At 68.7% G+C, this 24,647-nt stretch carries 23 protein-coding genes; 3 read left to right on the top strand and 20 right to left on the bottom strand.

Annotation, left to right across the window (positions count from 1 at the left end):
* Nucleotides 1-1,197: an acyl-CoA dehydrogenase family protein gene (locus AB0K21_RS13450; RefSeq protein ID WP_364149730.1), complete on the bottom strand. Its 1,197-nt coding sequence runs from the start codon at nt 1,195-1,197 to the stop codon at nt 1-3.
* 105 nt (nt 1,198-1,302) lie between these two features.
* Between AB0K21_RS13450 and AB0K21_RS13445 the strand changes: the two genes are divergently transcribed.
* Complete coding sequence (locus tag AB0K21_RS13445; protein WP_343963827.1) at nt 1,303-1,677, top strand: VOC family protein; 375 nt, start codon at nt 1,303-1,305, stop codon at nt 1,675-1,677.
* A 41-nt stretch (nt 1,678-1,718) separates the two neighbouring features.
* Here AB0K21_RS13445 and AB0K21_RS13440 read toward each other — a convergent pair whose 3' ends face one another.
* From AB0K21_RS13440 to AB0K21_RS13355, 18 genes are all read right to left on the bottom strand, one after another.
* Nucleotides 1,719-2,768, bottom strand: coding sequence for an MBL fold metallo-hydrolase (locus AB0K21_RS13440; RefSeq protein WP_343963825.1), 1,050 nt, complete (start codon nt 2,766-2,768; stop codon nt 1,719-1,721).
* The gene (locus AB0K21_RS13435; RefSeq protein WP_343963823.1) at nt 2,758-3,324 is read right to left on the bottom strand and encodes a flavin reductase family protein; all 567 of its coding nucleotides are present in this window, start codon (nt 3,322-3,324) and stop codon (nt 2,758-2,760) included. Before AB0K21_RS13435 ends, AB0K21_RS13440 begins: the two co-directional genes overlap by 11 nt.
* Nucleotides 3,321-4,901 (bottom strand): class I adenylate-forming enzyme family protein, encoded by a 1,581-nt coding sequence (locus tag AB0K21_RS13430; RefSeq protein WP_343963821.1) that lies wholly within the window; start codon nt 4,899-4,901, stop codon nt 3,321-3,323. Before AB0K21_RS13430 ends, AB0K21_RS13435 begins: the two co-directional genes overlap by 4 nt.
* A gap of 146 nt (nt 4,902-5,047) precedes the next feature.
* Nucleotides 5,048-7,297, bottom strand: coding sequence for an acetate--CoA ligase family protein (locus tag AB0K21_RS13425; protein ID WP_343963819.1), 2,250 nt, complete (start codon nt 7,295-7,297; stop codon nt 5,048-5,050).
* A 219-nt stretch (nt 7,298-7,516) separates the two neighbouring features.
* Nucleotides 7,517-8,515, bottom strand: coding sequence for an LLM class flavin-dependent oxidoreductase (locus AB0K21_RS13420; protein WP_343963817.1), 999 nt, complete (start codon nt 8,513-8,515; stop codon nt 7,517-7,519).
* Nucleotides 8,515-9,045 carry a VOC family protein gene (locus AB0K21_RS13415; protein ID WP_343963814.1) on the bottom strand — a complete coding sequence of 177 codons (531 nt, stop codon included), beginning with the start codon at nt 9,043-9,045 and terminating at the stop codon, nt 8,515-8,517. The genes AB0K21_RS13420 and AB0K21_RS13415 overlap by 1 nt, the downstream gene beginning before the upstream one ends.
* 26 nt (nt 9,046-9,071) lie before the next feature.
* The gene (locus tag AB0K21_RS13410) at nt 9,072-10,034 is read right to left on the bottom strand and encodes an enoyl-CoA hydratase-related protein (protein ID WP_343963812.1); all 963 of its coding nucleotides are present in this window, start codon (nt 10,032-10,034) and stop codon (nt 9,072-9,074) included.
* Nucleotides 10,035-10,079: 45 nt separating this feature from the next.
* Nucleotides 10,080-11,126 carry an LLM class flavin-dependent oxidoreductase gene (locus tag AB0K21_RS13405; RefSeq protein WP_343963810.1) on the bottom strand — a complete coding sequence of 349 codons (1,047 nt, stop codon included), beginning with the start codon at nt 11,124-11,126 and terminating at the stop codon, nt 10,080-10,082.
* A 299-nt stretch (nt 11,127-11,425) separates the two neighbouring features.
* The gene (locus AB0K21_RS13400; protein ID WP_343963808.1) at nt 11,426-12,067 is read right to left on the bottom strand and encodes a TetR/AcrR family transcriptional regulator; all 642 of its coding nucleotides are present in this window, start codon (nt 12,065-12,067) and stop codon (nt 11,426-11,428) included.
* A gap of 84 nt (nt 12,068-12,151) precedes the next feature.
* On the bottom strand, nt 12,152-13,690 hold the full coding sequence (locus AB0K21_RS13395; RefSeq protein WP_343963806.1) for a long-chain fatty acid--CoA ligase: 1,539 nt from the start codon (nt 13,688-13,690) through the stop codon (nt 12,152-12,154).
* An 8-nt stretch (nt 13,691-13,698) separates the two neighbouring features.
* Nucleotides 13,699-14,754 (bottom strand): LLM class flavin-dependent oxidoreductase, encoded by a 1,056-nt coding sequence (locus tag AB0K21_RS13390; RefSeq protein WP_343963804.1) that lies wholly within the window; start codon nt 14,752-14,754, stop codon nt 13,699-13,701.
* 25 nt (nt 14,755-14,779) lie between these two features.
* Nucleotides 14,780-15,568 carry an enoyl-CoA hydratase/isomerase family protein gene (locus tag AB0K21_RS13385; RefSeq protein WP_343963802.1) on the bottom strand — a complete coding sequence of 263 codons (789 nt, stop codon included), beginning with the start codon at nt 15,566-15,568 and terminating at the stop codon, nt 14,780-14,782.
* Nucleotides 15,565-16,569, bottom strand: a complete 1,005-nt coding sequence (locus AB0K21_RS13380; protein WP_343963800.1) for an ABC transporter ATP-binding protein — start codon at nt 16,567-16,569, stop codon at nt 15,565-15,567. Before AB0K21_RS13380 ends, AB0K21_RS13385 begins: the two co-directional genes overlap by 4 nt.
* Nucleotide 16,570: 1 nt before the next feature.
* Entirely contained in the window at nt 16,571-17,464 is an 894-nt protein-coding gene (locus AB0K21_RS13375; RefSeq protein WP_343963798.1) for an ABC transporter permease, read from the bottom strand.
* Nucleotides 17,461-18,384 (bottom strand): ABC transporter permease, encoded by a 924-nt coding sequence (locus tag AB0K21_RS13370; protein ID WP_343963796.1) that lies wholly within the window; start codon nt 18,382-18,384, stop codon nt 17,461-17,463. The genes AB0K21_RS13375 and AB0K21_RS13370 overlap by 4 nt, the downstream gene beginning before the upstream one ends.
* Nucleotides 18,385-18,393: 9 nt before the next feature.
* Entirely contained in the window at nt 18,394-19,242 is an 849-nt protein-coding gene (locus AB0K21_RS13365; protein ID WP_364149723.1) for an ATP-binding cassette domain-containing protein, read from the bottom strand.
* A 500-nt stretch (nt 19,243-19,742) separates the two neighbouring features.
* Nucleotides 19,743-21,251: an ABC transporter substrate-binding protein gene (locus AB0K21_RS13360; protein ID WP_364149721.1), complete on the bottom strand. Its 1,509-nt coding sequence runs from the start codon at nt 21,249-21,251 to the stop codon at nt 19,743-19,745.
* Nucleotides 21,252-21,692: 441 nt separating this feature from the next.
* Nucleotides 21,693-22,238, bottom strand: coding sequence for a hypothetical protein (locus AB0K21_RS13355; RefSeq protein WP_343963790.1), 546 nt, complete (start codon nt 22,236-22,238; stop codon nt 21,693-21,695).
* Nucleotides 22,239-22,937: 699 nt separating this feature from the next.
* On the opposite strand from AB0K21_RS13355, the gene AB0K21_RS13350 reads away from it, so the two are divergent.
* Both AB0K21_RS13350 and AB0K21_RS13345 read left to right on the top strand, forming a co-directional pair.
* Nucleotides 22,938-23,255, top strand: coding sequence for an autorepressor SdpR family transcription factor (locus tag AB0K21_RS13350; RefSeq protein ID WP_343963788.1), 318 nt, complete (start codon nt 22,938-22,940; stop codon nt 23,253-23,255).
* Between the two features lie 11 nt (nt 23,256-23,266).
* A complete protein-coding gene (locus AB0K21_RS13345; RefSeq protein WP_343963786.1) occupies nt 23,267-23,971 on the top strand; it encodes an SdpI family protein in 705 nt (234 codons plus the stop codon).
* A gap of 16 nt (nt 23,972-23,987) precedes the next feature.
* Here AB0K21_RS13345 and AB0K21_RS13340 read toward each other — a convergent pair whose 3' ends face one another.
* Nucleotides 23,988-24,539 (bottom strand): hypothetical protein, encoded by a 552-nt coding sequence (locus AB0K21_RS13340; RefSeq protein ID WP_343963784.1) that lies wholly within the window; start codon nt 24,537-24,539, stop codon nt 23,988-23,990.
* Between the last annotated feature and the right edge of the window lie 108 nt (nt 24,540-24,647).

Genomic DNA, 24,647 nt, shown 5'->3' with positions numbered 1-24,647 from the left:
TCACTGACGCACCACTTTCCTGTCGGTCTTCGGTCCCCACCACATGTGCCGGTCCTGGAGGCCGCGGGCGATGATGCCGAGCTGGATCTCCGAGGTCCCCTCCACCACGGTCAGGTTCCGCGCGTCGCGGTGGAACCGTTCCGCCGGATGTCCCGCGACGCTTCCCGCGGCACCGAAGATCTGCGTGGCCAGCCCGGACACCCGTACGGCGCACTCGGTGGCGTGCAGTTTCGCCACGGCCAGCTGTCCCGCCGAGTCCGGCCCGCCGGCGCCGCTCTCCACCAGGTCCGCGGCCCGGTAGGTCAGCAGCCTGGCCGCCTCGACGTCGGCGGCCGCCCGGGCCAGTTCCCACTGGATGCCCTGTTGCCGGATCAGCGCCACCCCGTTGACCTCGCGTGTCTCCGCGTGGCGCACCGCGTGCATCAGCGCCGCCTCGGCGAGACCGAGGCCCCGCGCGGCGACGACGGGGCGCATGGTCGCCAGCGAGCGCAGCAGCGGGCCGAGCCCGGTGATACCCGGCAGCACGGCATCGCCGGGAACGCGCACGCGGTCGAGTTCGATGTCCCCCAGGCTCATTCCCCGGACCGACGAGCGGGGGTGGAGCCGGAGGCTCAGTCCCGGGGCGTCCCGGTCCACGATGAAGGCGCGCAGCGCGTCCGGCCGCCGTTCGGCGGGGTCGGCCGTGGTCGCGACCACCACGTACCAGTCGGCCTCGGCCGCGCCGGAGATCCAGCTCTTGTGGCCCGAGAGCAGCCAGCCGTCGCCGTCCGGTTCGGCGCGGGTGGACACGCCCAGCACATCGCTACCGGCCTGCGGTTCGGACATGCAGAACGAGCCTCTGCTCCGGCCCTGCCCCAGGGGGATCAACCGCTCCCGTCGCTGTTCCGGCGTCCCGGCGAGGAGCAGGAACGCCGCGGGCAGCCGGGACAGCAGCAGCATCAGGCCCGCCGCGCCGGAGTACTGCGCCATCACCTCGGTGGCGTGAGTGAGCGCGACGATCCCCCGGGGGGCATGGCCTTCCGGACCGCCGAGCTCGGGCGGCAGGCTGAGAGCCAGCAGCCCTTCCGCGGCGAATCTCCGGTGGACGTCCTCGGGGTAGAGGCCGTCCGCGTCGATCCCGGCGGCCCGTGGCCGGACCGCGTCCACGGCGATCTCATGAAGACGGTCACGGAAGGAGTCGAAGTCTTGGAACATCATCACCTGTCCTTAGATACCGACCAGATGGTATGATCGTGTGCACATCCCCGTCAACGCCCGGACCGTGATCGGCCGGGCGGCCGTCAGGCCGAGAAGGAGCCCATCATGACCGTGGCCCCCCAGCAGAGTGGCGTGCTCCGCGGCATCGCCGTCGCGGTCCAGGACACCGCCGCCGCCGAACGGCTGCTGGGCCGGGTGACGGATCTCCCGGTCACCGTCCGGGACGGCGACCGCTGGACCGCGCTGGAGGCGGGCGGGCTCACCGTGGCCCTGACCGTGACCGAGGAGTTGCCCGGCGGCGCGGCGGTGAGCCTCAACGTCAAGGTCGCCGATGTCGCGGCCGCGCACGAGGAGCTGATCGCCGCCGGCGCGCTGTCCGTCATGGCACCGGCCCTGACCGCGCACGAGGAGCGGGCCGCGGTCAGGCTCGGCGACTCCGTGGTGCTCTCGGTCTACCGGTCGCTCCCCCGGCAGGCCTGACCGGCGGGCCCGAGACCGGGCCGGGCACACCGCCCTCGGCCTCAGGAGTCCCGAGGCACCCAGCCCTCGGTGGACGCCCCGTTCCGGTCGAGTCGCGTCAGGCGGCCGAGCGTCTCGAGATGGACGAGGTGCGCCATGGTCTCCGCGACGGCGGCCCTGACCATCGCGGAACCGAACCGCTCCAGGGGCCGCGACCAGCCGATGCGCCGCGTCACCTGCCAGCCGGACACCCCGGGGTCCGCGCGGACCACCGACTCCACCTCGTCGAGGCGCAGGTCGTGGTGGCCGGCCAGGAAGTCGGTCCTCTCACGCAGTCCGGAGAACCGGTTCTCGTGCCCCGGCAGCACCTCCTCGACGTCGAGCGCGGCCACCTTTCGCAGGGAGGCCAGGAACTCGCCCAGGACATCCGCCTCCTCGGCCGGGTGCACACCGACACCCGGCGTGATCCGCGGCAGCACGTGGTCGCCGGAGAACAGCAACCGGTGCCCGATGTCGTACAGGCAGAGATGCCCCTGCGTGTGGCCGGGGGTCCATACCGCCCGTACCGACCACCCGGGCAGATCCAGCGTCGCCCCGTCGGACACTCCCTGGACCGGAGCGGTCCAGGACTCCTCGGACGAGGGGGCACTGGCGGCCAGCATCTCCTCGACCCGCGCCGGAGGCACGCCCCAGCGGGGGTAGGTGGCCTCAAGCGCTCGCCGGAAGTTCAGCGGGCCGCTCCTGCCGCCCCGCAGCCGCCCCGCCTCCAGTTCGTGCACCAGCACGCCGGCCCCCGACGCGCCCGCCACGCGGTAGGCGAGGCCGAGATGGTCGGGGTGGGCATGGGTGACGACCACCTTGCGCACCTCGTCAAGGCGCCACCCCAGGAGACTCAGTCCGTCTCGCAGGCTCCGCCAGGACTCCTCGCTGTCCCAGCCCGCGTCCACGAGCGCGACGCCGCCGCCCGCCAGTTCGAGGACATAGACGTTGACCGCCTGGAGCGAGGCGATCGGTATCGCGACCGGTATCGACCACAGGCCGGGACGGATCTCGGCCGGTCGCCAGTCGATCGGCCGCCGAGCCGCCGAGGCCAGGTCGGCCTCAGTCGACACTGAGGTACCGCCCACCGAGGAAGACCAGAGGCATCTCTCCGGTCCCCGTCTCAAGATGCGTCACCCTGCCGACGGCGATGCTGTGGTCGCCCGCCTGGTACTCGGCCTCCAGGTCGCATTCCACCCAGGCGACCACGCTCTCCAACCGCGGCGCGCCGTTGCCCGCCGCCGTCCAGGAGAGTCCACGGAACTTGTCGGGCTGCTTGCTCGCGAAGGCCGCGCAGACGTCCTCCTGGCCGGCCGCCAGGACGTTCACGCAGAAACGCTTCGCCATTCGGATCTTGGGCCAGCTCGTGGAGCTCTCACCGGGGCAGAAGGCCACCAGCGGGGGGTCCATGGACACGGAGGTGAACGTGCCGATCGCCAGTCCGACCGGCTGCCCGTCCGGCCCGATACCGGCGACCACCGCGACACTGGTCGGCACGTTTCCCAGCACCCGCCGGAAGTGCGCTCCCGGGATCGTCACGGACTGGGACGCCCCGGTGGGACGAGGCGCCTTCGCCACGCCGGAGGACCCGGCCTGGCACAACGATTCGGTCATCGGAACAGTCGTCATGCCGACTCCTTGCTGTCGTTCGCCCCGGAGGACCGGGACGCGTCCGAGGCGACAAGCGCCGCGCGCTGGACCTTTCCTGCCTCGCTCCGGGGCAGCGCGTCCACGAAGGCCACCTGCCGCACGCTCTTGAAGTGGGCGAGCCGCTCACGGCACCAGGCGACCAACTCGTCGGCCAGCGCCGTTCCCGCCGCCGTTCCCGCCGTCGGGACGACGAACGCCTTGGGCACCTCGCCGAGGCGGTCGTCCGCCACGCCGACCACCGCGATGTCGGCCACCGCCGGGTGCCGGCGTAGGACCCCCTCCAGTTCCCCCGGCCACACCTGGAAACCTCCGGTCTTGATGACCTCCCTGCTACGCCCCACCAGATACAGCACCCGGTCGGCGTCGACATAGCCGATGTCACCGGACCGGACCCAGCCGTTCTCCACGAGCGATGCCCCGTCACCGCCCGTGTCGACGTAGCCCTTGGTGCGCGTGGACTTCACCCAGATCTCGCCCTGCCTCCCGGTCTGCTGGGAGGCGCCGTCCTCGTCGCGGATCTCAAGCTCGACACCGTCGTAGATCCGGCCGACCGAGCCCGGCTTCCAACGCCCCTCACGAACGTCCCGGGCATTCCACCCGGCGACGTGGCCGAGCTCGGCGGAACCGTAGTTGGACATCACGATGACGCCGAACCTCTGCTCGAACAGGGTTTTCAGTTCGGGGTCCAGCCGCTGTCCGGCGACGAGCACCTTGCGCACCGAGGAGAGATCCGGCCGCTCGGTGGTGTGCGTCAGGTCGTACACCATGGTCGGCAGCAGGAACAGGTTGTCGACGCGGTACCGCGGCACCAGCCGCGCGATCCGGTCGACGGAGAACCGCTCGACCAGCAGCACCGTCCTGCCGACGTGCCAGCTGAACAACAGGGACTGGATGCCGCCGCCGTGGAAGAGCGGCAGCAGCACCAGGTTCGGCGGCACGGACTCGTCCACCAGCGCGTACAGCCCCTCCTCCGGCTGCCGTCCCCCCTTCTGCGCCCGGGCGAGGGTCGACATCGAGGCGTGCGTGCCGGAGTGGGTGACGGCCACGGCCTTCGGCATGCCGGTGGAGCCGCCGGTGAACAGCAGCAGTCCCTCGTCCTCTTCGGCCGGCTCGGGGGCCCTGACCGGCGGCGAGTCGCTCCCGGCGGAGCCACGAGCCGTCTCCCCCGCCGCCCGGACCACGTCAAGGGGGAGCAGCGGGACGCCGACGCCGTCCTCGGGGAGCTTCGCCGGGTCGGCGACCACCATGTCCGGCCCGGTCTTGGCGACGCACGATCGGACCTCGTCGAAGTTGTAGAGCCCGCTCATCGGGACCGGCACGAGACCGGCCTTCCAGCAGCCGGCGAGGCCGAAGACCAGCTCGGGGCTGTTGGCGAGGTAGAGGCCCACCCGGCTGCCCGGCGTCAGCCCATGCTCGACGAGGGCACGGGCGACCGCCGAGGCGGCCTGGTCGATCTGCCGGTACGTCCAGGTCCGGCCATCCTCATGGATGAGCCCGATGCGGTGTGGCGATCCGCTCGCCCGCGCCTCCAGGTCGTGTACGAGGTTACGCCTCAACTGTCCTCCTCGGCTGTTGGCACGGTGGCCGAACATCGTGATTCCGTTCCGCCGGCGGATCCGCCGCCCATGGGCCCTCCGACACCTCGGGTGAGCCACGGTCCGCTTCCGACGCCACTCCTTTTTAATACCGACTAGTCGGAATATTACTGTGTGCCGGACTCGCTGTCCACCTTCTCCGCCTCCGGCCGGGGGGCCCAGTCGACCAGCAGGTCCAGCGCCTCCACCCGGTCTCCGTGAACCCACAGCGGGTTCACCTCGACGGCGCGCAGCTCGGGGCCGAGGGTGGTCGCGAGCCGCTGCACCCCGTGGACGGCGGCCGCCACCCTTGCCAGGTCGGCGGGCGCCGAACCGCGAAAACCGCCGAGCAGCCGCGAGACGCGCAGCTCCGACAGCAGACCCGGGATGTCCCGCTCAGGCACCGGAAGCGGCCTGACCACGACATCCTCCAGCAACTCGGTCAGCACCCCTCCGGACCCCACGGTCAGCAGCGGGCCCCAGTTCGGATCGTTGATCACGCTGACCAGCAGTTCCACACCCGCCGGACGCATCGGGGCGACCAGCGCCCCGTCCAGCACCGCGTCGGGCAGCCGGCTCGCCACCTCGGCCAGCATCTTCTCGAAGGCGCTCCGCACCGCGTCGGGATCGCGGAGATCGAGCACCACACCCCCCACATCGGATTTGTGGGGCACGTCCTCACTGATCACCTTGAGCACCACGGGGAAGCCCAGCTCGGCGGCCGCCTCCGCGGCCTCGTCGGCCGTACGGGCCAGGCGGCTGGGAGGTACCGGCACCCCGCACTCGACCAGGAGTCTCTCCAGCTCGGAAGCGGCGGCACCGCTCACGGTGCCGCTCACAGTGCCGCTCACAGTGCCGCTCACAGTGCCGCTCACAGTGCCGCCGGTCACCGGCGCGACGGGGCTCCGGTCTCGCAGCGCGCGCGGCAGCAGCTCGGCATATCTGGCGGACCCGTCGAGCGCGTTCATCCCCGCTGCGATCCCGGGCAGGATGACCAGGTCGTTCTCCCGGACGATCTCCAGCGCGAACGGGCTCAACGCGAAGACCGCGCCGGTCTGGAGCACCACCGGCACCGGACTGTCCCTGATCGCCTGGGCGAGCCGCCCGAACCGGGCCCGAACCACGTCCTCGTCCGGTCCGGGCGCCGCCGGCAGCACCACGGACTGCAGGATCGTCACGTCGTAGTCGTCGGAGCCGTGCTCCGCCACCAGTCGTGTCGCGGTGAAGGGAAGGTCCGCCGCCTTGACCACGAACCCCGTCACATCCAGGGGGTTCTGGACGTCGGCGAAGGCGGGCATCTCCTCGACCAGCGCCTTGGCCAGGGGACCGGCGAAGGGAGGCAGCGTGAAGTCCAGCGGCTCGGCCGCGTCGGCGATCAGTTCGCACGCTCCCCCCGACGCGGCGACGACGGCGAGCCTGCGTCCGCGCAGCCCCCGGGGATGGCGGCCGAGCAGCGCCGCCGTCGCCACCAGATCCTCTATCGAACGCACCGGGACGACACCCAGGTCCTCCAGGGCCGCCACCGTGGAGGCGTGGTCGCCCACCAGGGCACCGGTGTGCGACAGGGCCGCCTCGCGTCCCAGTGACGAGCTGCCGACGTGCAGGGCGACGATCGGCTTGCCCCGCTCCGCCGCCCGCAGCGCGGTCGCCCTGAACGCCACGGGGTCGCGCACCGACTCCAGGAACACTGCGATGACATCCGTGGCCTCGTCGTCGACGAGGTGGCCGATCGCGTCGGTGGCGGTGATCACCGCCTCGTTCCCGGTGGTGACGAGCAGGCTCAGGCCCGTTCCCCAGCTCCGCGCCAGGCCGAGCACGTGGGTGGCCAACCCTCCGGACTGCATGACGACGCCCACCCGGCCGGCCGGCAGCCCGTCCGGAACCGGCAGGCCGAACAGCCGCACCCCGTCCGTGGCGTTCACGAACCCGCTGACGTTCGGGCCGAGCAACCGGGCGCCCCCGGCCGCGCAGAGCTCCACCAGACGTCGCTGTCGTTCCTCGCCTCTGGGACCCGCCTCGCCGAGACCGGCCGAGAGCACGACGAAGTCCCTGGTACCGGCCGCCAGTGCCTGCTCGACGACGTCCGCCACGTGGTCCGGCCCGACCATGACGAAGGCGAGGTCGACCGGCGCGTCCAGCGCGTCCAGGCTCGGCACGGCCCGTCGCCCGTGCACCGTGCCACGTCGCGGATTCACCAGGACGACGTCGTCGAGTCCCGCCGAGAGGTCCGTGCCCGCGAGAACGAGCCGGGTCCAGCCGGAGGACTCGCTCGCACCGATCAACGCCACCCGCCGCGGCGCGAAGAAACCGCCGAGGTCACGCGTCAGCGCCGCGTTCGGCCGCTCGGGGCCGCCGGGCGCATCCTTGCCAGCACTCATTCCGCTCCTCCTTCGAGTCAGTGGATTTCCCATTTTAGTACCGTCCGGTCGGTATGCCATTCCGGTCGGAGAGAACGTCCGGGAGAGGTTCCCCGCTCGCCGGGGCTGACCGGGTCGCGCGGCTCCGTCGTTCCGCAGGCGGGAAACCCAGGGCGACGAGAGCCGCGCCGACCGGGTGGGCGGCCATGGCGAACGTGGTCTCCGTGCTGCGAGGCACCGTCAGACGCCGGCCGGCCCGGCGAACCGCGGCATGACCTCTTTCGCGAACAGCTTGATGGACTCGACGGTCCGCTCGTGCGACGTCCCGAGCCAGTACGGCCGGGCGATGATGTGGTTCACCCCGGCCTCCTCCAGGCGCGAGATGCGCTGGGCCACGAAGTCGGGGTCACCCACGATGAACAGGTTCTCCCACATGTACTCGAACCTGTCCTTCTGGAAGGCGAGCTGCGGGTACTCGGCGTAGTTGAAGTACTCCCGCTCGACGTTCGGCCGCACGGTGTCCCTGGCCAGCTGTGTGGTGGGAGCACAGAACACGTTCACGATCATCGGATACTCGCGACCTTCACGTGACTTGCCGGCCTTGGCCAGTGCGTCGTCGTGGTTGGCCATGGCCTGCACGTGCCAGTCGGGCTTCGGCGAGTTACCCGGAATGATCCAGGCGTCGCCCAGCTCGGCGGCCTTCCGCACGGAGATCGGGCCTCCGGCCCCGATCCAGATCGGTGGACCTCCCCGCTGCAACGGCTTCACACAGATGGTGTCGTGCACGCTGTAGAACTCACCGTCGAAGTCCACCTTCTCGCCGGTCCACAGCGCGCGGATCAGCCGGATCTGCTCGTGCATCTTCCGGAACCGGTTGGGCTTGTCGATGTTCATGGCGGCGAACTCGTTGTTCCGATAGCCCGCCCCCACCCCCAGGACCAGCCTGCCGTCGGCCATGTGGTCGAGGGTCGCGAACTCCTCCGCGATGTGAACGGCGTGGTAGGCGGGAAGGATCACCAGACTGGTTCCGACGGTCATGTTGCCGGAGTGCTGGATCAGTTTCGCGACGACCGAGATGGTCTGCGGTGTCTGCAGGTTCGCGAGAAAGTGGTTGATGGCGAAGATCGAGTCGAACCCCTGCTCGGCGGCCAGCTCGGTCAGGTCCCACAGCTCGTAGAGCCGCCGGCGAAGGTCGTCCTCCGGCAGGTACTGGTGCGACGCCAAGATGCCGAACTTCATTATCGCTCCTGTTCCGGCGTGTCTGCTGACGCCGCTTCCGCTCGCCGTGCGGCCCTGAAGGCACGGACCTGCTCCGGGGTGGGCAGGCTGACGAACTCGACCTGGATCTGATCCGGGTCCTCGCACATGAACATCGTGATCGGGCCGTAGTTGTCCAGGACGCTGGTCGCCGGAGGGTGGTAGCAGTCCACCCCCATGCCGACCAGCCGGTCGTACACGTCCTGGATCTCGTCGGCCGGAACCTGGAAGGACAACGAGAAGACGCCCGGGTCGCCCGGCCGCTTGGGGCGGGAGTCCGCCGGCACCGGCAGGTCCCACTGGATCAGCTCCAGCTGCCCGATCCGTGTCGGCCCCTGGAAGTACACCGCCCTGCCGCCGGCACCGGGGGGTGTGCGCAGCCGCTCGTGCATCGTCTCGTTGCCCACCCGCATGTCCAGGGTCATCCGCAGCCCGAGCCCGTCGCGATAGAACGGGATGGACTTCTCAAGATCACGGACGCTGATCGCGACGTGGTGGATCTCGCCGACCATCGGCAACTCTCCCTCGATAGTGAACGTCAGCCGAGCTTTCCTCCGAGCCGGAACCTCGGTGCGACCGCGGCGTCCCGGTCCCTGAGCGCCTGGGCGAGGCCCTTGTCCCGCCGCTCCTTGACGAAGTTGTACTCGCCCTCCGCCAGCGAAAGGTTCGTGGCCCAAGCGTGCCCGATCCAGTTGCCCACCTCGCCGACGCCCTTGCCGCGCGCCTCCATGGCGATGCGCATCATCGACTTGCCGATCATCAGGCCGTCCAGCGGCATGAACGAGATGGCCGTGACGTACTCGTCGACGGCGGCGTCCAGTTCCTCTCTGGGCACCACCTGGTTGACGAAGCCGATGCGCTCCCCCTCCTCCGCGCTGAGGGGCCGCATCGTCAGCATGATCTCCTTCATCTTCTTCAGCCCCAGGTTCTCGATCCACAGGTACATGTCCTGCGGGGCGGAGCCGAGGTAGCGGAAGGCCGGATGGGTGAACTGGGCGTCCGGCGAGGCGACGATCATGTCGGCACCCAGCGCGATCTTCATGTGGCCGCCGTAGCAGTAACCGTGCACCTGGCAGATCGTCGCCTTCAGACAGTTCGTGACCCTGTTTCCGAGACTCTCGGAGAGAAGGTTCCGATCCGGAAGAATGCGCTGGCGCTGCGCCGGACGCCCCGCCCGCTCGCCCTTCTTGTTCTTGCCGTAGCCGATGTAGTAGCCCAGCTCGGCGGCGTCCGCACCGGAGCCGAAGCAGTCACCGTTGCCCTTGAAGACGATCGTCTTCACGTCATCGTCCATCTCGGCCTCCCGGATCAGGTCGCCGACCCTCTCGAAAGCCGCCACCGGGATGCCGTTCAGCTTCTCCGGGACATTGAAGATGATGTAGGCGACCGACTTCTCCGGGTCCTTCTCGTACAGCACCGAGTTCTCGATGGCCTTCTCGTCGATCGCCATGCCTTCGGCGTCCCACTGGGAGGCCAGGAGTTCGTACTCGCTCTTCTTCATCAAACTCTCCAGGAGCTGGGAATGGGCCGGCCCGTCGCGCTCGCGTCAGACCGAGGTGAGCTGGGGAATCACCTTCGCGGCGAAGGTCTCCATCGACTCGATGGCACGCTTGCGGTCAAGTGAGGGAATGTGGAACCAGCCGATGTAGTGGGTGACACCCAGTTCGTCCCGGATCCGGCCGAGAGTGTCGACCACCCGGTCCACCGAACCGAAGGTGCCGCCGTGGGTCAGGGTCTTCTCCACGGTGAGCAGACCGATGTTCCGCTGGACCTTGTCGTAGTACGCCCGCTCCGACTCGATCGCCTCGTCGGAGCCGGGAATCACCTTGCCGACGCTGCGGTAGTAGTTCAGCGCGGCCCCTGCCGCCGCCTGCAGGCCGTCCGCACTCCCGCCGACCCACACCTGCTGCATGAAGGGGAGGTCGAAACCGCTGCTCTCGTGCCCGCCTTCGACGAGCGCCTCGCGGTAGGAGTCGTAGTTGTCCTTGATCCGCTGCATGGGCGTGAAGCTGGACGACACGATGATGTGGTCGCCGGCGAGCCCGCGCTGCCGGAAGGTCTCCGGTGACGACGTGCCGTGCAGGATCGGCGGCCCTCCCGGAGTCACGGGCTTCGGAAAGATGTTCATGTCGCTGTACTGGAAGTGCTTGCCCTCGTACGACCAGTTCTCCTGGGTCCACGCCAGCTTCAGGATGTCGACGATCTCCGCGTACAGCTCCTTGTTGGCATTGCGGTCCTTGCCGAAGCCCCGGAACTCGCCCGGCTGGTAGCCGCGTCCGATGCCGAGCACGAGGCGGCCGCCGGACAGGATGTCGAGCAGCGCGGCGTCCTCGGCGATGCGAAGCGGGTCGTGCAGTGGGACGACGACCACTGCGGTGCCGATGGTGATGTTGCGCGTCCGTTCGGCGATCGCCGTGCCCAGCATCAGCGGATTACCGAGGATCCCGTAGCGCGAGAAATGGTGCTCCGCCAGCCAGCACGAGTCGAATCCCAGCTCGTCGGCGATCTGGATCTCTTCGATGGTGTCTCGCAGCACCTGCGCGTCGTCTCCGTCACCCTCGGCCGGAAACAGATTCATCACACCGAATTTCATGCTTCAACCCCCTCGTTACATTCCGACCAGTAGGTATGGTACGGGTATCGAACTGAGATCGTCAAGGTCCGGATATTCAGGCTCCCGGCGCTTCCCCGGCGGACGGCACCGGCGTTCGCGGGCCGTCCACGGCCTCACCGAACGGCGTCAACGCCGAGGTCAGCAGCACCACGGGGCGTCCTCAGAGGCGCGGTCACCCGAGCGCGCCTCCGGGCCCTCCGCCCCCGACGGATATCCCCGGCCCGGTGAGCAACCGGGCACACGAGGTGCCCGTTTTCTCACACCGACCGGTCGGGACGTTATTGCCTGGAAGAAGTCCCGCTCGCCGACGAGGTCAGCCCCTCCAGAACCAGCTCGGAGAGCTGGTCGGCCACTTCGGAGACGGCCAGCAGACCGTCCGGACGGTACCAGTTGTACGCCGAGGTCAGCATGCCAAGGACTCCGAAGCTGGCGATACGCGGTTGCAGGGCCGGATTGAAGACCCCTTCCTCGATACCTTGGCGGATCACCGACTCGTACATCGCATCGAGCTCGTCGCGCTTTTTCTTAATCGCGGCGAAGCGCTCCTCGGTAAGGAAGCGACGCTCCTGAGTAAACACGGTGACATGGGCCCGGAACTGGTCGATGGCGACCAATGACTCAAGGATGAGCTGCCGCAACCGTTCAGCCGGGGCCTCGAACGACTCTAGAATGCGACGGCAGTTCCGGAGCCGGTCATCGATGTATTCCTCCTGTATCTGCTGAAGGATCTCCTCCTTACCGGAGAAGTGATGATACAAGGCTCCCTTGGTCAGGTTGGCCTCCTTCACGATGTCCTCGACGGACGTCGCGTGGTAACCGCCGACCTCGAACAGCTTCAGTGCACTCGCCAGCAGCGCCCGCCGCGTCTCCGCGGGAGAATAGGTGCCCCGGGGGCCACCTCGTGATGCGGTACGTGCCATGGTTCTCGTCCCCCTTACCTAGAACGGTTTTCCGGTGGTTATCTGCCACACAGGGTAGGGCGTTCGCCGTCACGGTGCGCGAGGTCAGGAGAGGAGCATCGAATCGGTTTTCTCCGAGGATTCCCGTAACACCCGCTTGAGCACCTTTCCCGAGGGATTGCGAGGAAGCCTGTCCACGAAAGCCACGGATTTCGGCGTTTTGAAGGATGCCAGACGTTCACGGCAGTAGCCGATCAGATCGTCCTCCGCCAGCATCGCGCCGGCCTTCAGCACGACGTACGCCTTCGGCACCTCCTGCCAGCGCGGATCCGGCACACCGATCACCGCCGTCTCGGACACAAGAGGATGAGTGTAGATCACCCGCTCGATCTCCTGGCTCGCGACGTTCTCCCCTCCGGAACGGATCATGTCCTTGAGCCGATCCGTGATGTGCAGGAAACCGTCCTCGTCCACCATCCCGACATCACCCGTGTGGAACCAGCCACCCCGCCACGCCTGCGCGGTCAATTCCTCGTCACCCCAGTAGCCGGGCGTCACCTTCGGCCCGCGGAGCACCACCTCACCCTGGACACCCGGCCCGGCGTCGTTCTCGTCCTCATCGACCACCCGATACTCCACGAAGGGCACGGCCGTGCCGACGGAACCACGCTTCGACACGACGTGTGCGGCGTCCATGTAGGCGATGGCGCTGCACGCCTCCGTCATGCCGTAGGCCTGGACCAGGCGGGTCGTCGGCAACATCTCCCGGACCTCGCGGTACAGCTCTCCGGCGGCCGCGCCGAAGATGATCCACTTGAGCGAGGAGAGGTCCCGGGAGCCGTCCGAGGCCGACCGCAGGCTGTGCAGAATCGCCTGCACGAAGATACCACCGGTGACCTGGTGCTCCTCGATCAGCCTGAGTGCCAGCGGCGCGTCGAACTTTCGCATTATCACCAGCGCCCCGCCGTTGAAGAGCGCCCCGACGCCTGGTGAGTCCCAGGCCGCGACGTGGTACAGCGGGGACGAGACGAGAAGCCGGTCCGCCGAGGAGAGGCCGAGCTCGCTCGTCTGGGCGAGGACGTTCAACGCGGCCATGCCGTGCGTGATGATCACACCCTTCGGCCTGCTGGTGGTCCCCGAGGTGTACATGATCCGTTGCGGATCGTCGAAGACGACCTCCGCCGGCGGGACCTCCCGGCCCGAGTAGTCCGTCAGCACCTGGGAGAGGAGCGACCATCCGGGAGAGCCGCAGCCGTCACCGTCGAGCCGCACCAGTGCCCGCAGGCGCAGGTCCTCGCAGATCTCGTGCATGACCTCCGCGAACTCGCTCTCGCAGATCACCGCGACCGCTCCCGAGTCGCGGACCAGGAACTCGAGTTCCACCCGCTGGAGCCGGTAGTTCAGCGGTACCGCGATGGCCCCGAGCCGGTAGACGGCCAGCACCGCGCAGACGTACTCCGGCGAGTTCATGCCGAGCACGGCGACCCGGTCGCCCTTCCCGACACCGCGTTCGGCGAGGAACGCGGCGGTGGCGTGGACCGAATCGGCGAGACGCCCGTACGTCCAGACGTCCTCGTCGGTGATGAGCGCGGGCTCCGTCTCCCTGCGTACCCTCTGAAGATCGACCAGTCGCCCAAAGTTCATCGCGGTCATTAAATTCGGACCTCTCCTATCGATTTCCGGGGGACTTCGGAGGTTTCTCCGACCGGCACCTCCGCCAGCGCGGGGATGACCTCCTCGCCGAGCAGCCGGATCGAGCGCAGCACGTCGGCCTGGGGCATCCCGGTCCACTGCAGCCGGAGCACCACGTCGGTGTAGCCGATCTCCGCGTAGCGGCTCAGCCTCTCGATGACGTCCTCGGGTGAACCGATCACGGCATGACCGCTGATCAGGTCGTCCAGCGAGGCACCGTGCTTCCAGCCGCGGTAGTTCTCGTACTGCTCCGCGAGGAAGACACCGGCCGCCTCGACGGCGGCCTGTCGGGTCGGGGCGACACAGCCCTCTCGCAGCAGCGGGTAGTCACGGTCCAGGGAGCGCCCGTGCCGGACCAGGGCCTCCCGGAACATCGCCATCCGCTCGGCCACCTCCTCGACCGTTCCGTTGGGGGCGACGGCCCAGGCCGCGTCGAGTCTGGCCACCCGGCGCATGCCCACCGGGCCGAAGGCCCCCAGCCAGAGCGGCGGCCCCGAGGGGTCGACCGGCTTCAGCAGCACCCGCGCGCCGTCCAGTTCGCCGAAGGAGCCCGACTTGGTGACCGGCTCCCCCGACCACAGGGCTCGGAGGATCTCGACGTACTCCTCCATTCGTTTGAACCGCTCCTCCATGGGGATCCCGAACGCGCGGAACTCCACGCTGCGGTAGCCCGCGCCGAGTCCGAGGATCAGGCGCCCTCCGGAGAGCTGGTCGATGGTCGCGAACTCCTCGGCGAGCGCCAGCGGGTTGTGCAGCGGCAGCAGGTAGACGCCGAATCCCAGCCGGATCCGCTCGGTGCGCGCGGCCAGGTAGGCCACCGTCGACAGTGGTTGCAGGAACTGCGAGCGGGTCAGGTAGTGGTGCCCGAGCAGGATGGTGTCGAGGCCCATCTCCTCGGCCAGCGCCACCTGCTCCATCGTGTCGCGCAGCCCCTCGCGGACCGATGCCTCGGGCGTGTAGTGCGCGGAGAGTGACATCCCGACCCGGATGCGACGGGTGGGTCTCGTCTCGGTCATCGTCGTTCCTCCTCGTCTGCCTGTGTCATGCGGGCGCCTGGCCGGCGAAGCGGCGCAGGGCCGATTCGACCCCGAGCGCCACCCGCTCCCCCTCGTCGGCCGCGGCGAGACGCCCCACGAGTTCCTTGGTGGCGCGTACCGCCCCGTCCGGATGACCGGAGAGCAGGCCGACGACCCGCGCAGTCTCCTCGTCGTGGTCCGCGGCCGGGACGACCGAGGTCACCAGCCCGTCCGCCATCGCCCGGCGCGCGTCGAACCGCTCCCCGGTCACCGCCCACTCCAGCGCCGCGCGGCGCGTCATGACGGAGAGCAGTTCCGGGAGCACGGTGGCGGGCGGCATGCCGAGTCTGATCTCCGGGAGCCCGAAACGGCTGTCGTCCGCCGCTATCACCAGGTCGCAGCGGGCCAGCAGGGCGCAGCCGAATCCGAGCACCAGGCCCGCCGGAGCGGCCACGGTCACCTGCGGCAGCGCGCTGATCGCCGCGAGCAGCCGTCGGCCATGCCGGAAGAACGACGCCAGCGCCTCGGGGTCGGCACCGGCCAGCCGCTCGAAGTCGGTGACGTCCCATCCGGCGCAGAACGGCCGGCCGGCGGCCCGGAGTACCACGACACCGATCTCCGGCCGGGGCGCCAGCCATTCGAGGGCGGCGACCAGTTCGTCGCAGACCTCCTGCCCGATGGCGTTGCGCCGCTCGGGCCGGGACCAGGTCACCGTCGCCACCGGGCCGTCGACCACCGACGCGACGAACCGGCTCTCGGGCCGACTCTCGGGCCGGTCCTCGGGCCGGTCCTCGGGCGCGGTCGAGGCGTTCATGCCTGGGACGAGGCGGGCAGGAACGCCTCGCCCCGGTCGTTCTCCAGCGCGAAGTGACATCGCGCGTGGTCACCCCCCGGGACCTCGACCCACGGGACCTGGCCGGTCGTGCAGATCTGCTCGGCGCGGGGGCAGCGCGGGGCGAATCGGCATCCCGTCCAGTCCTCGGTGATCCTGGGAGCGGCCCCGTCGATCGCCTTGATCTCGCCGCCGTCCCAGCTCGGGATGGCCGCCAGCAGGGCCCGGGTGTAGGGGTGCCGGGGACGGTGGACGACGTCCTTCGCCGTGCCCATCTCCACGATCTGACCGGCGTACATCACCGCTATCCGGTCGCAGATCTCGCTCGCCAGCATGAGGTCGTGGGTCACGAACACCGTGCCCATCCCGGACCCGGCCGTCAGCGAGCCGAGCAGGTCGACGACCTCCGCCTGGGTGGTCACATCCAGCGCCGAGGTGCACTCGTCGGTGATCAGCACCTCCGGCTCCGTGACCACCGCGAGTGCGATGGCGATCCGCTGGCGCATTCCCCCGGAGAGCTGATGGGGGAAGGAGTCGAGCACCCGATCCACCTCGGTGAAGCCCATCCGGCTGATCACATGAGCGATCCGCGTGTCCCGCTCCTCGGCGGAGAGCTTCGGCAGGTGGGTGCGGACCACCTCACGGAGCTGGCGCCGTACCCTCATCAGGGGGTTGAGCGAGGACGACGCCCCCTGGAAGACCATTCCGACATGACGTCCGCGGACCCTGTCGACGTTCTGCCTTCCCGGCGCCTGGACCTGCTCGCCCAGCACGACGACCTCGCCTGAGGCCACCGAGACATTGCGGTCCAGCAAGCCCAGGACGCTCCGCACCGTGGTGGTCTTGCCGCTGCCCGACTCCCCGATGAGACCGAGGATCTCTCCTCCTTCGAGGGTCAGGTCCACGGCGTCCACCAGCACCTGCGTGCCCCGGGCGGTCGCCGCCTCAATGGTGAGATTACGGAGTTCGAGCACCGTACCCATGTCAGTACCTCCGCTTCTTCGGGTCGAGCCAGGAGCGCATGGCGTCACCGAGCAGGTTCACCAGCAGTACGACGATCGTGATCGCCAGGCCGGGGAAGGCCGCGACCCACCAGGCGTGCGAGAGCTGGTCGCGCCCGTCCGCGAGCATCGCGCCCCAGCTGATCTGCGGTGACACCACGCCGAGTCCCAGGAAGCTGAGCGCGCTCTCCGCCAGGATCACCGTTCCTATCTGCAGGGTGGTGAGGACGAGAACGGTGCCGGCGAGATTGGGCAGCATGTGCCTGAGCAGGATCCGCAGGGTCGGCACACCGGCGCAGCGCAGGCCGAGTACGAACGGACGCTCCCGTAGCGACAGCGTCTCGGCGCGGACCACCCGGGCGTACTGCGCCCAGCCGATCAGAGCCAGTACGAGGATCAGCACGGCGAGAGAACGTCCGCGGCTGGCGATGATCGCGATGGCCAGCAGGATGAACGGCAGGGCGAGCTGCGCCTCGACGAACCGGGAGATCACCGCGTCGGCCGCTCCCCGGTAGAACCCGCTCACCAGTCCGGCCAGCGTGCCGGGGATGGCCCCGGCCAGCATGCCGACGATCGCGATGACGAAGGTGAGCTGGCCGCCATGGACGATCCGGGACAGGACGTCACGCCCGAGGTGATCGGTGCCCAGCGGATGCGACCAGTTGCCGCCGTCCATCCAGACCGGTGGCTGGAGCGCGTCTCCGAGCGTCTGCAGTGCCGGGTCCGGCAGCGGCAGCAGCGGTGCGGCGAGGCAGATGAGACCGATCACCGCCAACGGCAGCCCGAAGGCCAGCACCGAGCCGGTACCGCGGGCCCGCACCGCCGGGGGCTTCCGCACCGGCCGCGGGGACTTCTGGATCGTGTTGATCGTGGTCATGCGACACCGTCCCGAATTCGCGGGTCCAGGACGCCGTAGAGGAGGTCGACGATCAGGTTCACGACCACGAACACCGCGGCTCCAAAGACCACGATCGCCTGGATCAGGGAGAAGTCCCTCGTCTGAACCGCCTGGGTGGCAAGGGTGCCGAGTCCGGGCCAGGCGAAGACGAACTCGACTGTGATCGCCCCGGAGAGCAGGGTTCCCGCCTGAAGGGCGATGATCGTGATCACCGGGAGCGAGGCGTTCTGGAGGGCGTGGATCAGCACGATCCGCCAGCGGGGGATGCCACGGGCCTGGGCCGCGGAGAGAAACGCCTCGCCCAGTACCTCGGACATGCTCGATCTGGTGAGACGCGCGATCTGTGCCATCGGTAACGTGGACAGTGTCACGGCGGGCAGGATCAGCGAGCTGAACCCGGTGGACTGCCCGGCGGGCAGCCAGCCGAGTCCCACCGCGAACAGCAGGATCAGCATCAGGCCGAGCCAGAACAGCGGGATCGACTGGCCTGCCAGCGCCACGGCCGAGGCCAGCCGGTCCGCCAACCGGCCCTCCCGCAGCGCGGCCCAGATGCCCAGGGGCACGCCGAAGAGCACGGCGATGAACATCGCGGCCGCCGCCAGTTGGATCGACGCCGGCAGCCGACTCTGGATGAGCTCCAGGTTGCTGGATCCGTATCGGAGCGAGTCGCCCAGGTTCCCGGTCACGAGGTCCCCCAGAAAGTGGAGGTACTGGACGGAGAGCGGCCGGTCGAGACCAAGCTGGGCGTTGAGCTGGGCGACCTGCTCGGCGCTGGCGAGATCACCGAGCATCTCCCTCACCGGGTTGCCGGTACCACGGGCGAGGAAGAAGGCGACGGACACCGCGATGATCAGGGTGGCGATACCCTGCACCGCCTTGCCCGCGAGGAACCTAATCACGTCGGCCTCTCAAAGGACGGGGGTGGGAGATCGATGACCGTCACCGGGGATCGAGCCGTCTGACACATGGGCCTGCTCCACCGGGTTCGCCGTCTGCCTGCCGGGGATCGCCGCCAGTAGCCTGCGGGTGTACTCGTGCGCGGGACGGTCGAAGACCTCCGCGGTGACTCCGTGCTCGACGACCTGGCCGCGCAGCATCACGTGCACCTGATCGCAGACGGCGCGCACCACGGCGAGATCGTGACTGATGAACAGGATCGCCAGTCCCTCGGTGCGGCGCAGTTCCAGGAGCAGCCGGAGGATCTGCGCCTGGACCGACACGTCGAGAGCCGACGTCGGTTCGTCGGCGAGCAGCAGGCTCGGGCGGAGCAGCAGGGCGCGGGCGATCGAGACTCGCTGCGCCTGGCCACCGCTCATCTGATGGGGCAGCCTGTCGAGCAGGTCGGCGGTCAACCCGACCTTGGCGAGCAGTTCCTCGTCCGTCACCCAGGCGGTCCGCTCGGCATGGATGCCGCGTAGCTCCCGCAGCCCACGACGCACGCTCTGGCGGGGGTCGAGAGAGCCGTGGGGATCCTGCAGGATCACCTGGATCTCAGCCCTGGCGCTCCGCGAGAGCCGCTTGCCGACCTCGGCGCCGGAGACCGTGACCTTACCGGTGGAGATCTTCCCCAGACCGGCGACGGCCATCGCCAGCGAGGTCTTTCCCGATCCCGACTCGCCGACGACTCCGACGATCTCGCCGGCGCCGACGCCGAGCGAGACGTCGTCGACCGCGACGACGGGATGGCCTCTGCGGCCCCGAGCGCGGTGCACGACGGACAGGCGGTCGACGTCGAGTACGCGTCGTTCCTCAGTCATCCGGACCTCCCTTGACGGACAGCGCCTGTGACAGAAAACGGTTCTCCGAGGAGGTGAGAACCCGATGGTGAGCGCGGGCACCGACTTCCGACGGCCTCCCGACGGACATGGAATCGCCACTCCGGCTCAGGTCGGTGATCTCAAACTCACGGTATGAATAACGGCCGGTCGGTATGTTCACCGTAGTGAAGTCGATCTGGACGGTCAAGACATTTCTTATACAAGAAGGCATATGTCCCATCAATCACTTATCTATCAGTCGATCGTGGGACGAAGTCGTACAGTGGATCGCCCGCAGCCGGGCCCCGAACGGGAGTTTGCCAATCTCCTTCGGCGGCCACCTCCCCGTTGGGCACGGTGGCCGAATCCGCTCTCGACAGCTTTCTGGAGGTGTGGGGATTCATGGGCAGAGGGTCCTCCATGGCGAGAGGTTCCGGCCGGTCGCCGCTAAGCGCCGGGGGTCCTCCGCCGTTTCGGCGGAGAACCCCCGGTGCCCCTAATCAGCTGTCAAGCGTGACGTCGTACATCGAGGGGACCGCGTCGAGCGCGGACTTGAACCCCTTGACCTTGTCGGTCATGCCGTAGGAGATCACCTGGTCGTAGAGCACCGCGTTGCAGGCGTCCTCGTCCAGCACCTTCTTCTCGACCCGGTCGTAGACCTGGTCACTCGCCTCCTGCTCCTTCGCCGAGAGCGCCTCCGCGGTGAGAGCGTCGTAGCCCCCCGGGTCGGTGCAGTACTTCACCGCCGCGTTCTTCCCGGTGAAGAAGGCGATGAACGAGTCCGGGTGAGCGAAGACCGGGAAGTTCTGCACCATGTACATCGAGTAGTTCCCGGTGTTGCGCTCCTTGCGGAGCGCGGCGTTCTCCATCGGGACCTGCTCGACCTGGAAGCCCACCGCCTCCAGCATCGCCGAGACCGCCTCGCCGACCTGCTTGTCCTTCGGGTAGAAACCCGTCGTGTACAGATACCGGAGCTTGGGCGTCCCGCCACTGGCGCTGACCAGTTCCTTCGCCTTGGCCTGGTCGTACTTCTGGTAGCCGATCTCCGGCTTCTCCGGAAGCAGGTCGCCGATGAAGTAGGGCGACTTCCGTGCCCCGACGTCTCCGAAGAGCGTCTTGACGATGGCGTCGTAGTCGATCGCCGCCTGCACCGCCTTCCGAAGGTTCGGATCCTTCAGCGTGCCGTCATTCGAGTTCATGCTGAGCGCCATCTTGTAGAGGGACGGCGCGGAGAGGACATTGGTGCCGGGCGCGCTGTCGACCTCCTCGATGAGCTCGTTCGGGAGATCGGAGACCAGGTCGGCGCCACCGCTCTGCAGCAGTGCGGCACGGGTGGACGCGTCCGCGGCCCACGAGTAGGTGATCCCCTCCAGCTTGGGCGCCCCCTGCCAGTAACCCTTGAACGCCTTGACCGAGAACTTCTGGCCGGCCTGGAGCGAATCGAACTCGAAGGGGCCGGTGCCGACCGGCTTGTTCCCGAAATTGTCTCCGGTCACCTCCGCGTAGTACTTCGGCGGCAGGCCCATCGCGGTGGTCAGCACCTTCGGCATCGCGATGTAGGGAACGTTCGTCGTCACCAGCAGGGAGCCGTCCGAATCGGCCTTCACGTCCGTGACTCGCACGTAGTACGGGGCGAAACCGCTTTTCGGCTCGTCCCGATACTTTTCGATGGTGAAAGCGGCCGCTGTAGCGTTCCACTCCTCGCCATTGTGGAACTTCACCCCCTCCCGGACCTTGAATCGCCACTCGGTCGGCGAGACCCGTTCCCAGGAGGTGAGCAGGCCGGAGTCGTTCGGCTCCAGCGTCTCCTTGTCGAAACCGACCAACGGGTCGAATACCGGACCCACGATGCGCAGGGTGCTGTAGAGCGCGAGCGCCGGGTTGAAGGTGGCCGGCTCCGCCGGGAGCACCACTCTCAGCGGGTGCGCGCCGGAGGCGGAACCGCCGGCCGCCTGACCGGAACTGGTCCCCGCCGAACTCGAACACGCGGTCAACGTGATGACCGCCATGGACAGGACTGACAGTAGACGTACCTGCCGTGTACAACGCCGAAGAGATCGCATGGCGCTCCTGAAGAACGACTCGCTGGGGGAGAGAGAAGGACGTGTGCGTCTGCCGCGTGATCCGCGGAGACGTTGGGTCGCGGAGCGTTCTCCACTACGCGACTTCAGTTCCAACCGGTCGGGATGTAACCGTAGCCGCGTGATCTAGATCATGTCAACGACAAGGGATCGTTACCCACCGTTAACGTCGCTGGAAGAATGATCCGGTGTACGGACCGGGGCGTAAAGCCGCCGCGACCTGGCCGTCACCGGCGAATCGCCGGAGACCTCCGGCCGAAGGTGTGGGCGTCCGGTCCGGTCGAGCGCGCTCAGCCGCATCGGCTGAGCGCGCCTGACACCGCGGGCCCGGTGGGCCGGATCTCATCCGGCGAGTTCGACGGCGGACACTCAGGGGGTGGGGGTCGGGGTGTCCGTCACCGTGGGAGTCGGCTCCGCGGTGGGTACGGCCGGGGTCTCCGTAGGCGTCGTCGGAGCGTCCGTCGGTACCGTCGGGGCGTCCGTGGGCGTCGGGAGTGGCGGAGCGGTGGGGGTCTCGACGGGCGGGGTGGGGCAGGGGGTGGGGTCGGGGGTGCGCCACCCGCCGCCCGGCCGCCACTGCCGGGGGAGCCACCAGCTGTCACCGCGCCAGAACCTCTTACTGGGCCGCGACAGGTCGAAGACGTAGGCGGCGGTCGCCGTCTCGCCCTGGGTCGTGGCGGTCACCGACACCCAGTCGCCCTGCCTGACCACGTTGCCCCGCCGGCCCGCGAGGGTCCGGGTGGAGTCGTTGATCGCGTACGCCCTCTCGAAGCCGTCCTGGCTCCTCACCGTGATCGAGTTCTCCGCCAGGGCGATCGCCTCCCCGGTCTGGGCGAACACCGTGAAGCCGCAGCCGTCCTCCGCGGGCAGGACGAACTCGCCGTGCAGCGCGCCGGGGAATGCGATCAGGGGCACCTGCGGCGCCGTGGTGGCGGTGGGCGTGGGAGTCGGCGTCTCCGCCCCTGTCGGGGACACTGTCGGGGACGCGGTAGGCGACCCTGTCGGGGACACCGTCGGAGGCGCTGTCGGGGACGCCGTCGGGAGCACCGTCGGGGATTCCGTCGGGACGGGCACTGGTGCTGCCGCCGACGCCGCGGACACGCCGACGCCGCCCGAGGCCGCCAGCACGACGGCGGTGGCGAAGACCAGCGGACGCGAAATGCGCCGCTGTGGTCCGCCCGCTCCGCTCGACAGGGCTTCGTTGGGCCTTTCAGGGTTTGTTAGCGTCACCTTGTCCTCCATCTGGCTTGATCTGGAAGCAGCGGCGGCGTCCAAGGGGTGCTTCCGCCTGCCGCCGAGACCGAGGACCACTGCCCGGTCGTGATCCTCCGTCGATGGACGCGGGGAAGACTGCCCGCTTCTGTCCCACCCATGCCGACAGAACAGCCACTAAGCACCTGAATCCGGATATCCCGCCAGGTCGTCACGGCATTTCGCGGATCAAACAAATCGGCCGTGACCGCGCTTCGCGGGAAGGCGTCGCCGAGACCCCAACAGGGGAATCCTCACATACCACCCCAAACCATGACTCCCCCTCGGGCCCCCAGGCGCAAAGGTGAGCAAATTACCCCATATAGGGTATATTTCGGTCATTAGCTAAAAAGGGAACAAGCTGTGAACCGGGTCTACGAGGCGCTCGCGCATCCGACTCGCCGCCGGATTCTCGCGCTGCTACGGCAGCGCGACCGGTCGGCGGGCGAGATCGCCGACCATTTCGACATTTCCAAGCCCACCCTGTCCGGCCACCTCCGCCTGCTCCGCGAGGCCGGCCTGGTATACGGCGAGCGCAGGGGAACCTCGATCATCTACCACCTGCACGTGTCCCTGCTGGAGGAGTCCCTGGGCGCGCTGCTCGATCTGTTCAAGATCGGAGACGCCAGGCCACCCGATCCCGTCCAGCCCTCATCGCCCCCCCGCCACGACCACGAATGAGAGGGACATCGATGACCGAGAACATCACCGACGACAGGACCGTGAACCCGCGTCCCGGGCTGATCGGCAGCGCCGTCGCACTGCTCGTCTCGGCGGGCGTCTCGATCTGGGGCTGGATCCAGATTCCCGACGACGCCCTGCTGCCGGTGCACTGGGGTCCTTCCGGTGAGGCCGACCGGTTCGCGGGCAAGATCGAGGCTCTGGGCCTGCTCCCGCTGATCATGCTGGGGCTCTGCGTGATGTTCGTCGTGCTGCCGCGCCTGCTCCCCCGTCGGCGGCACATGGCGAGTTCGGCCCACACCTACACCGCGGCCTGGATCGGCTCGCTCGCCCTGCTCACCGGCATCCACACGGTCAGCATCGTCAACGCCACGGGGGGCGAACTCCCCGTCGTCCGGTTCGTCATCGCCGGGGTGGGGGCGCTCTTCCTGGTGCTGGGCAACTACCTGCCCAAGACCCGCAGCAACTGGGCCGTGGGGGTGCGCACTCCCTGGACGATGCAGAGCGAGCGCTCCTGGCGACTCACCCACCGGCTGGCAGGCCGGCTTTTCGCCGGTCTCGGCGTGGTCCTGCTCGTCATCGCGTTCCTGCTCCCGCTCCCCGCACTGTTCCCGGTCGTGCTCGTCGGGGCGGCCGTCGCGAGCCTGGTCCCGCTGACCTACTCGTGGTGGGTCTGGCGTGCCGAGCAGGGCGGATCGGCGGACACCGGAAGGTAGGGACGGCAGGGGCCGGTCAGGCGTAGGCGGCGACCATGCCGACGACGACACCGGCGAGCGAGACCGCGGTGAGCACGGAGCCGAAGACGACCGCGGCACGCCTGCCCCGCCGCACCTTGAAGACGTAGAGGAGCACGTACGGCAGGAAGGCGAACACCCCGACACCGAGGAACGGCATGGTCAGCGCGGCCAGGATGCCCGAGGTGCCGGTCGCGACGGCACGGTCGCCCTCGGGGGTGAGCTGTGCCCGCCTGACGTCACCGGCCGTGGAGTCGGGCGAGGCGTCGACCGGGATCGCGGCACCGCCGCCGTCGGGCGCGAAGCTGCCCTTGCAGTCGTAGCGGCCCCTGCCCAACTCCTCGCACGAGACGACCGTGAGGGTGCCGGGGGTGCCGATGGAGCCGGTCGCGAGCTTGAGGCCGGAGACCGCGAACACGAAGGGCGACACTCCCAGCCCCACCCAGAGGAGGAGCAGGATCGCCATGCCGACCCGCCCCGGTGTGCGGCCGGGACCGGGGGTCGGCACCGGCTGGAAGGCGTTCACCACGTCGTCGAATGCGTTGCTCATGGGAACAGGCTGGGGTATGCCACTTGCGAACTACCTGCTCATGACTTGTAGAGGATGCTTATGGTTCGCACACTTTGTCGTGATAGGCGATGGCATTGGCGTGGCGCG

The organism is Streptosporangium sp. NPDC049248, from assembly GCF_040678965.1.
Lineage (GTDB): Bacteria > Actinomycetota > Actinomycetes > Streptosporangiales > Streptosporangiaceae > Streptosporangium > Streptosporangium fukuiense.
This window is presented reverse-complemented; position numbering and strand designations above follow the sequence as displayed.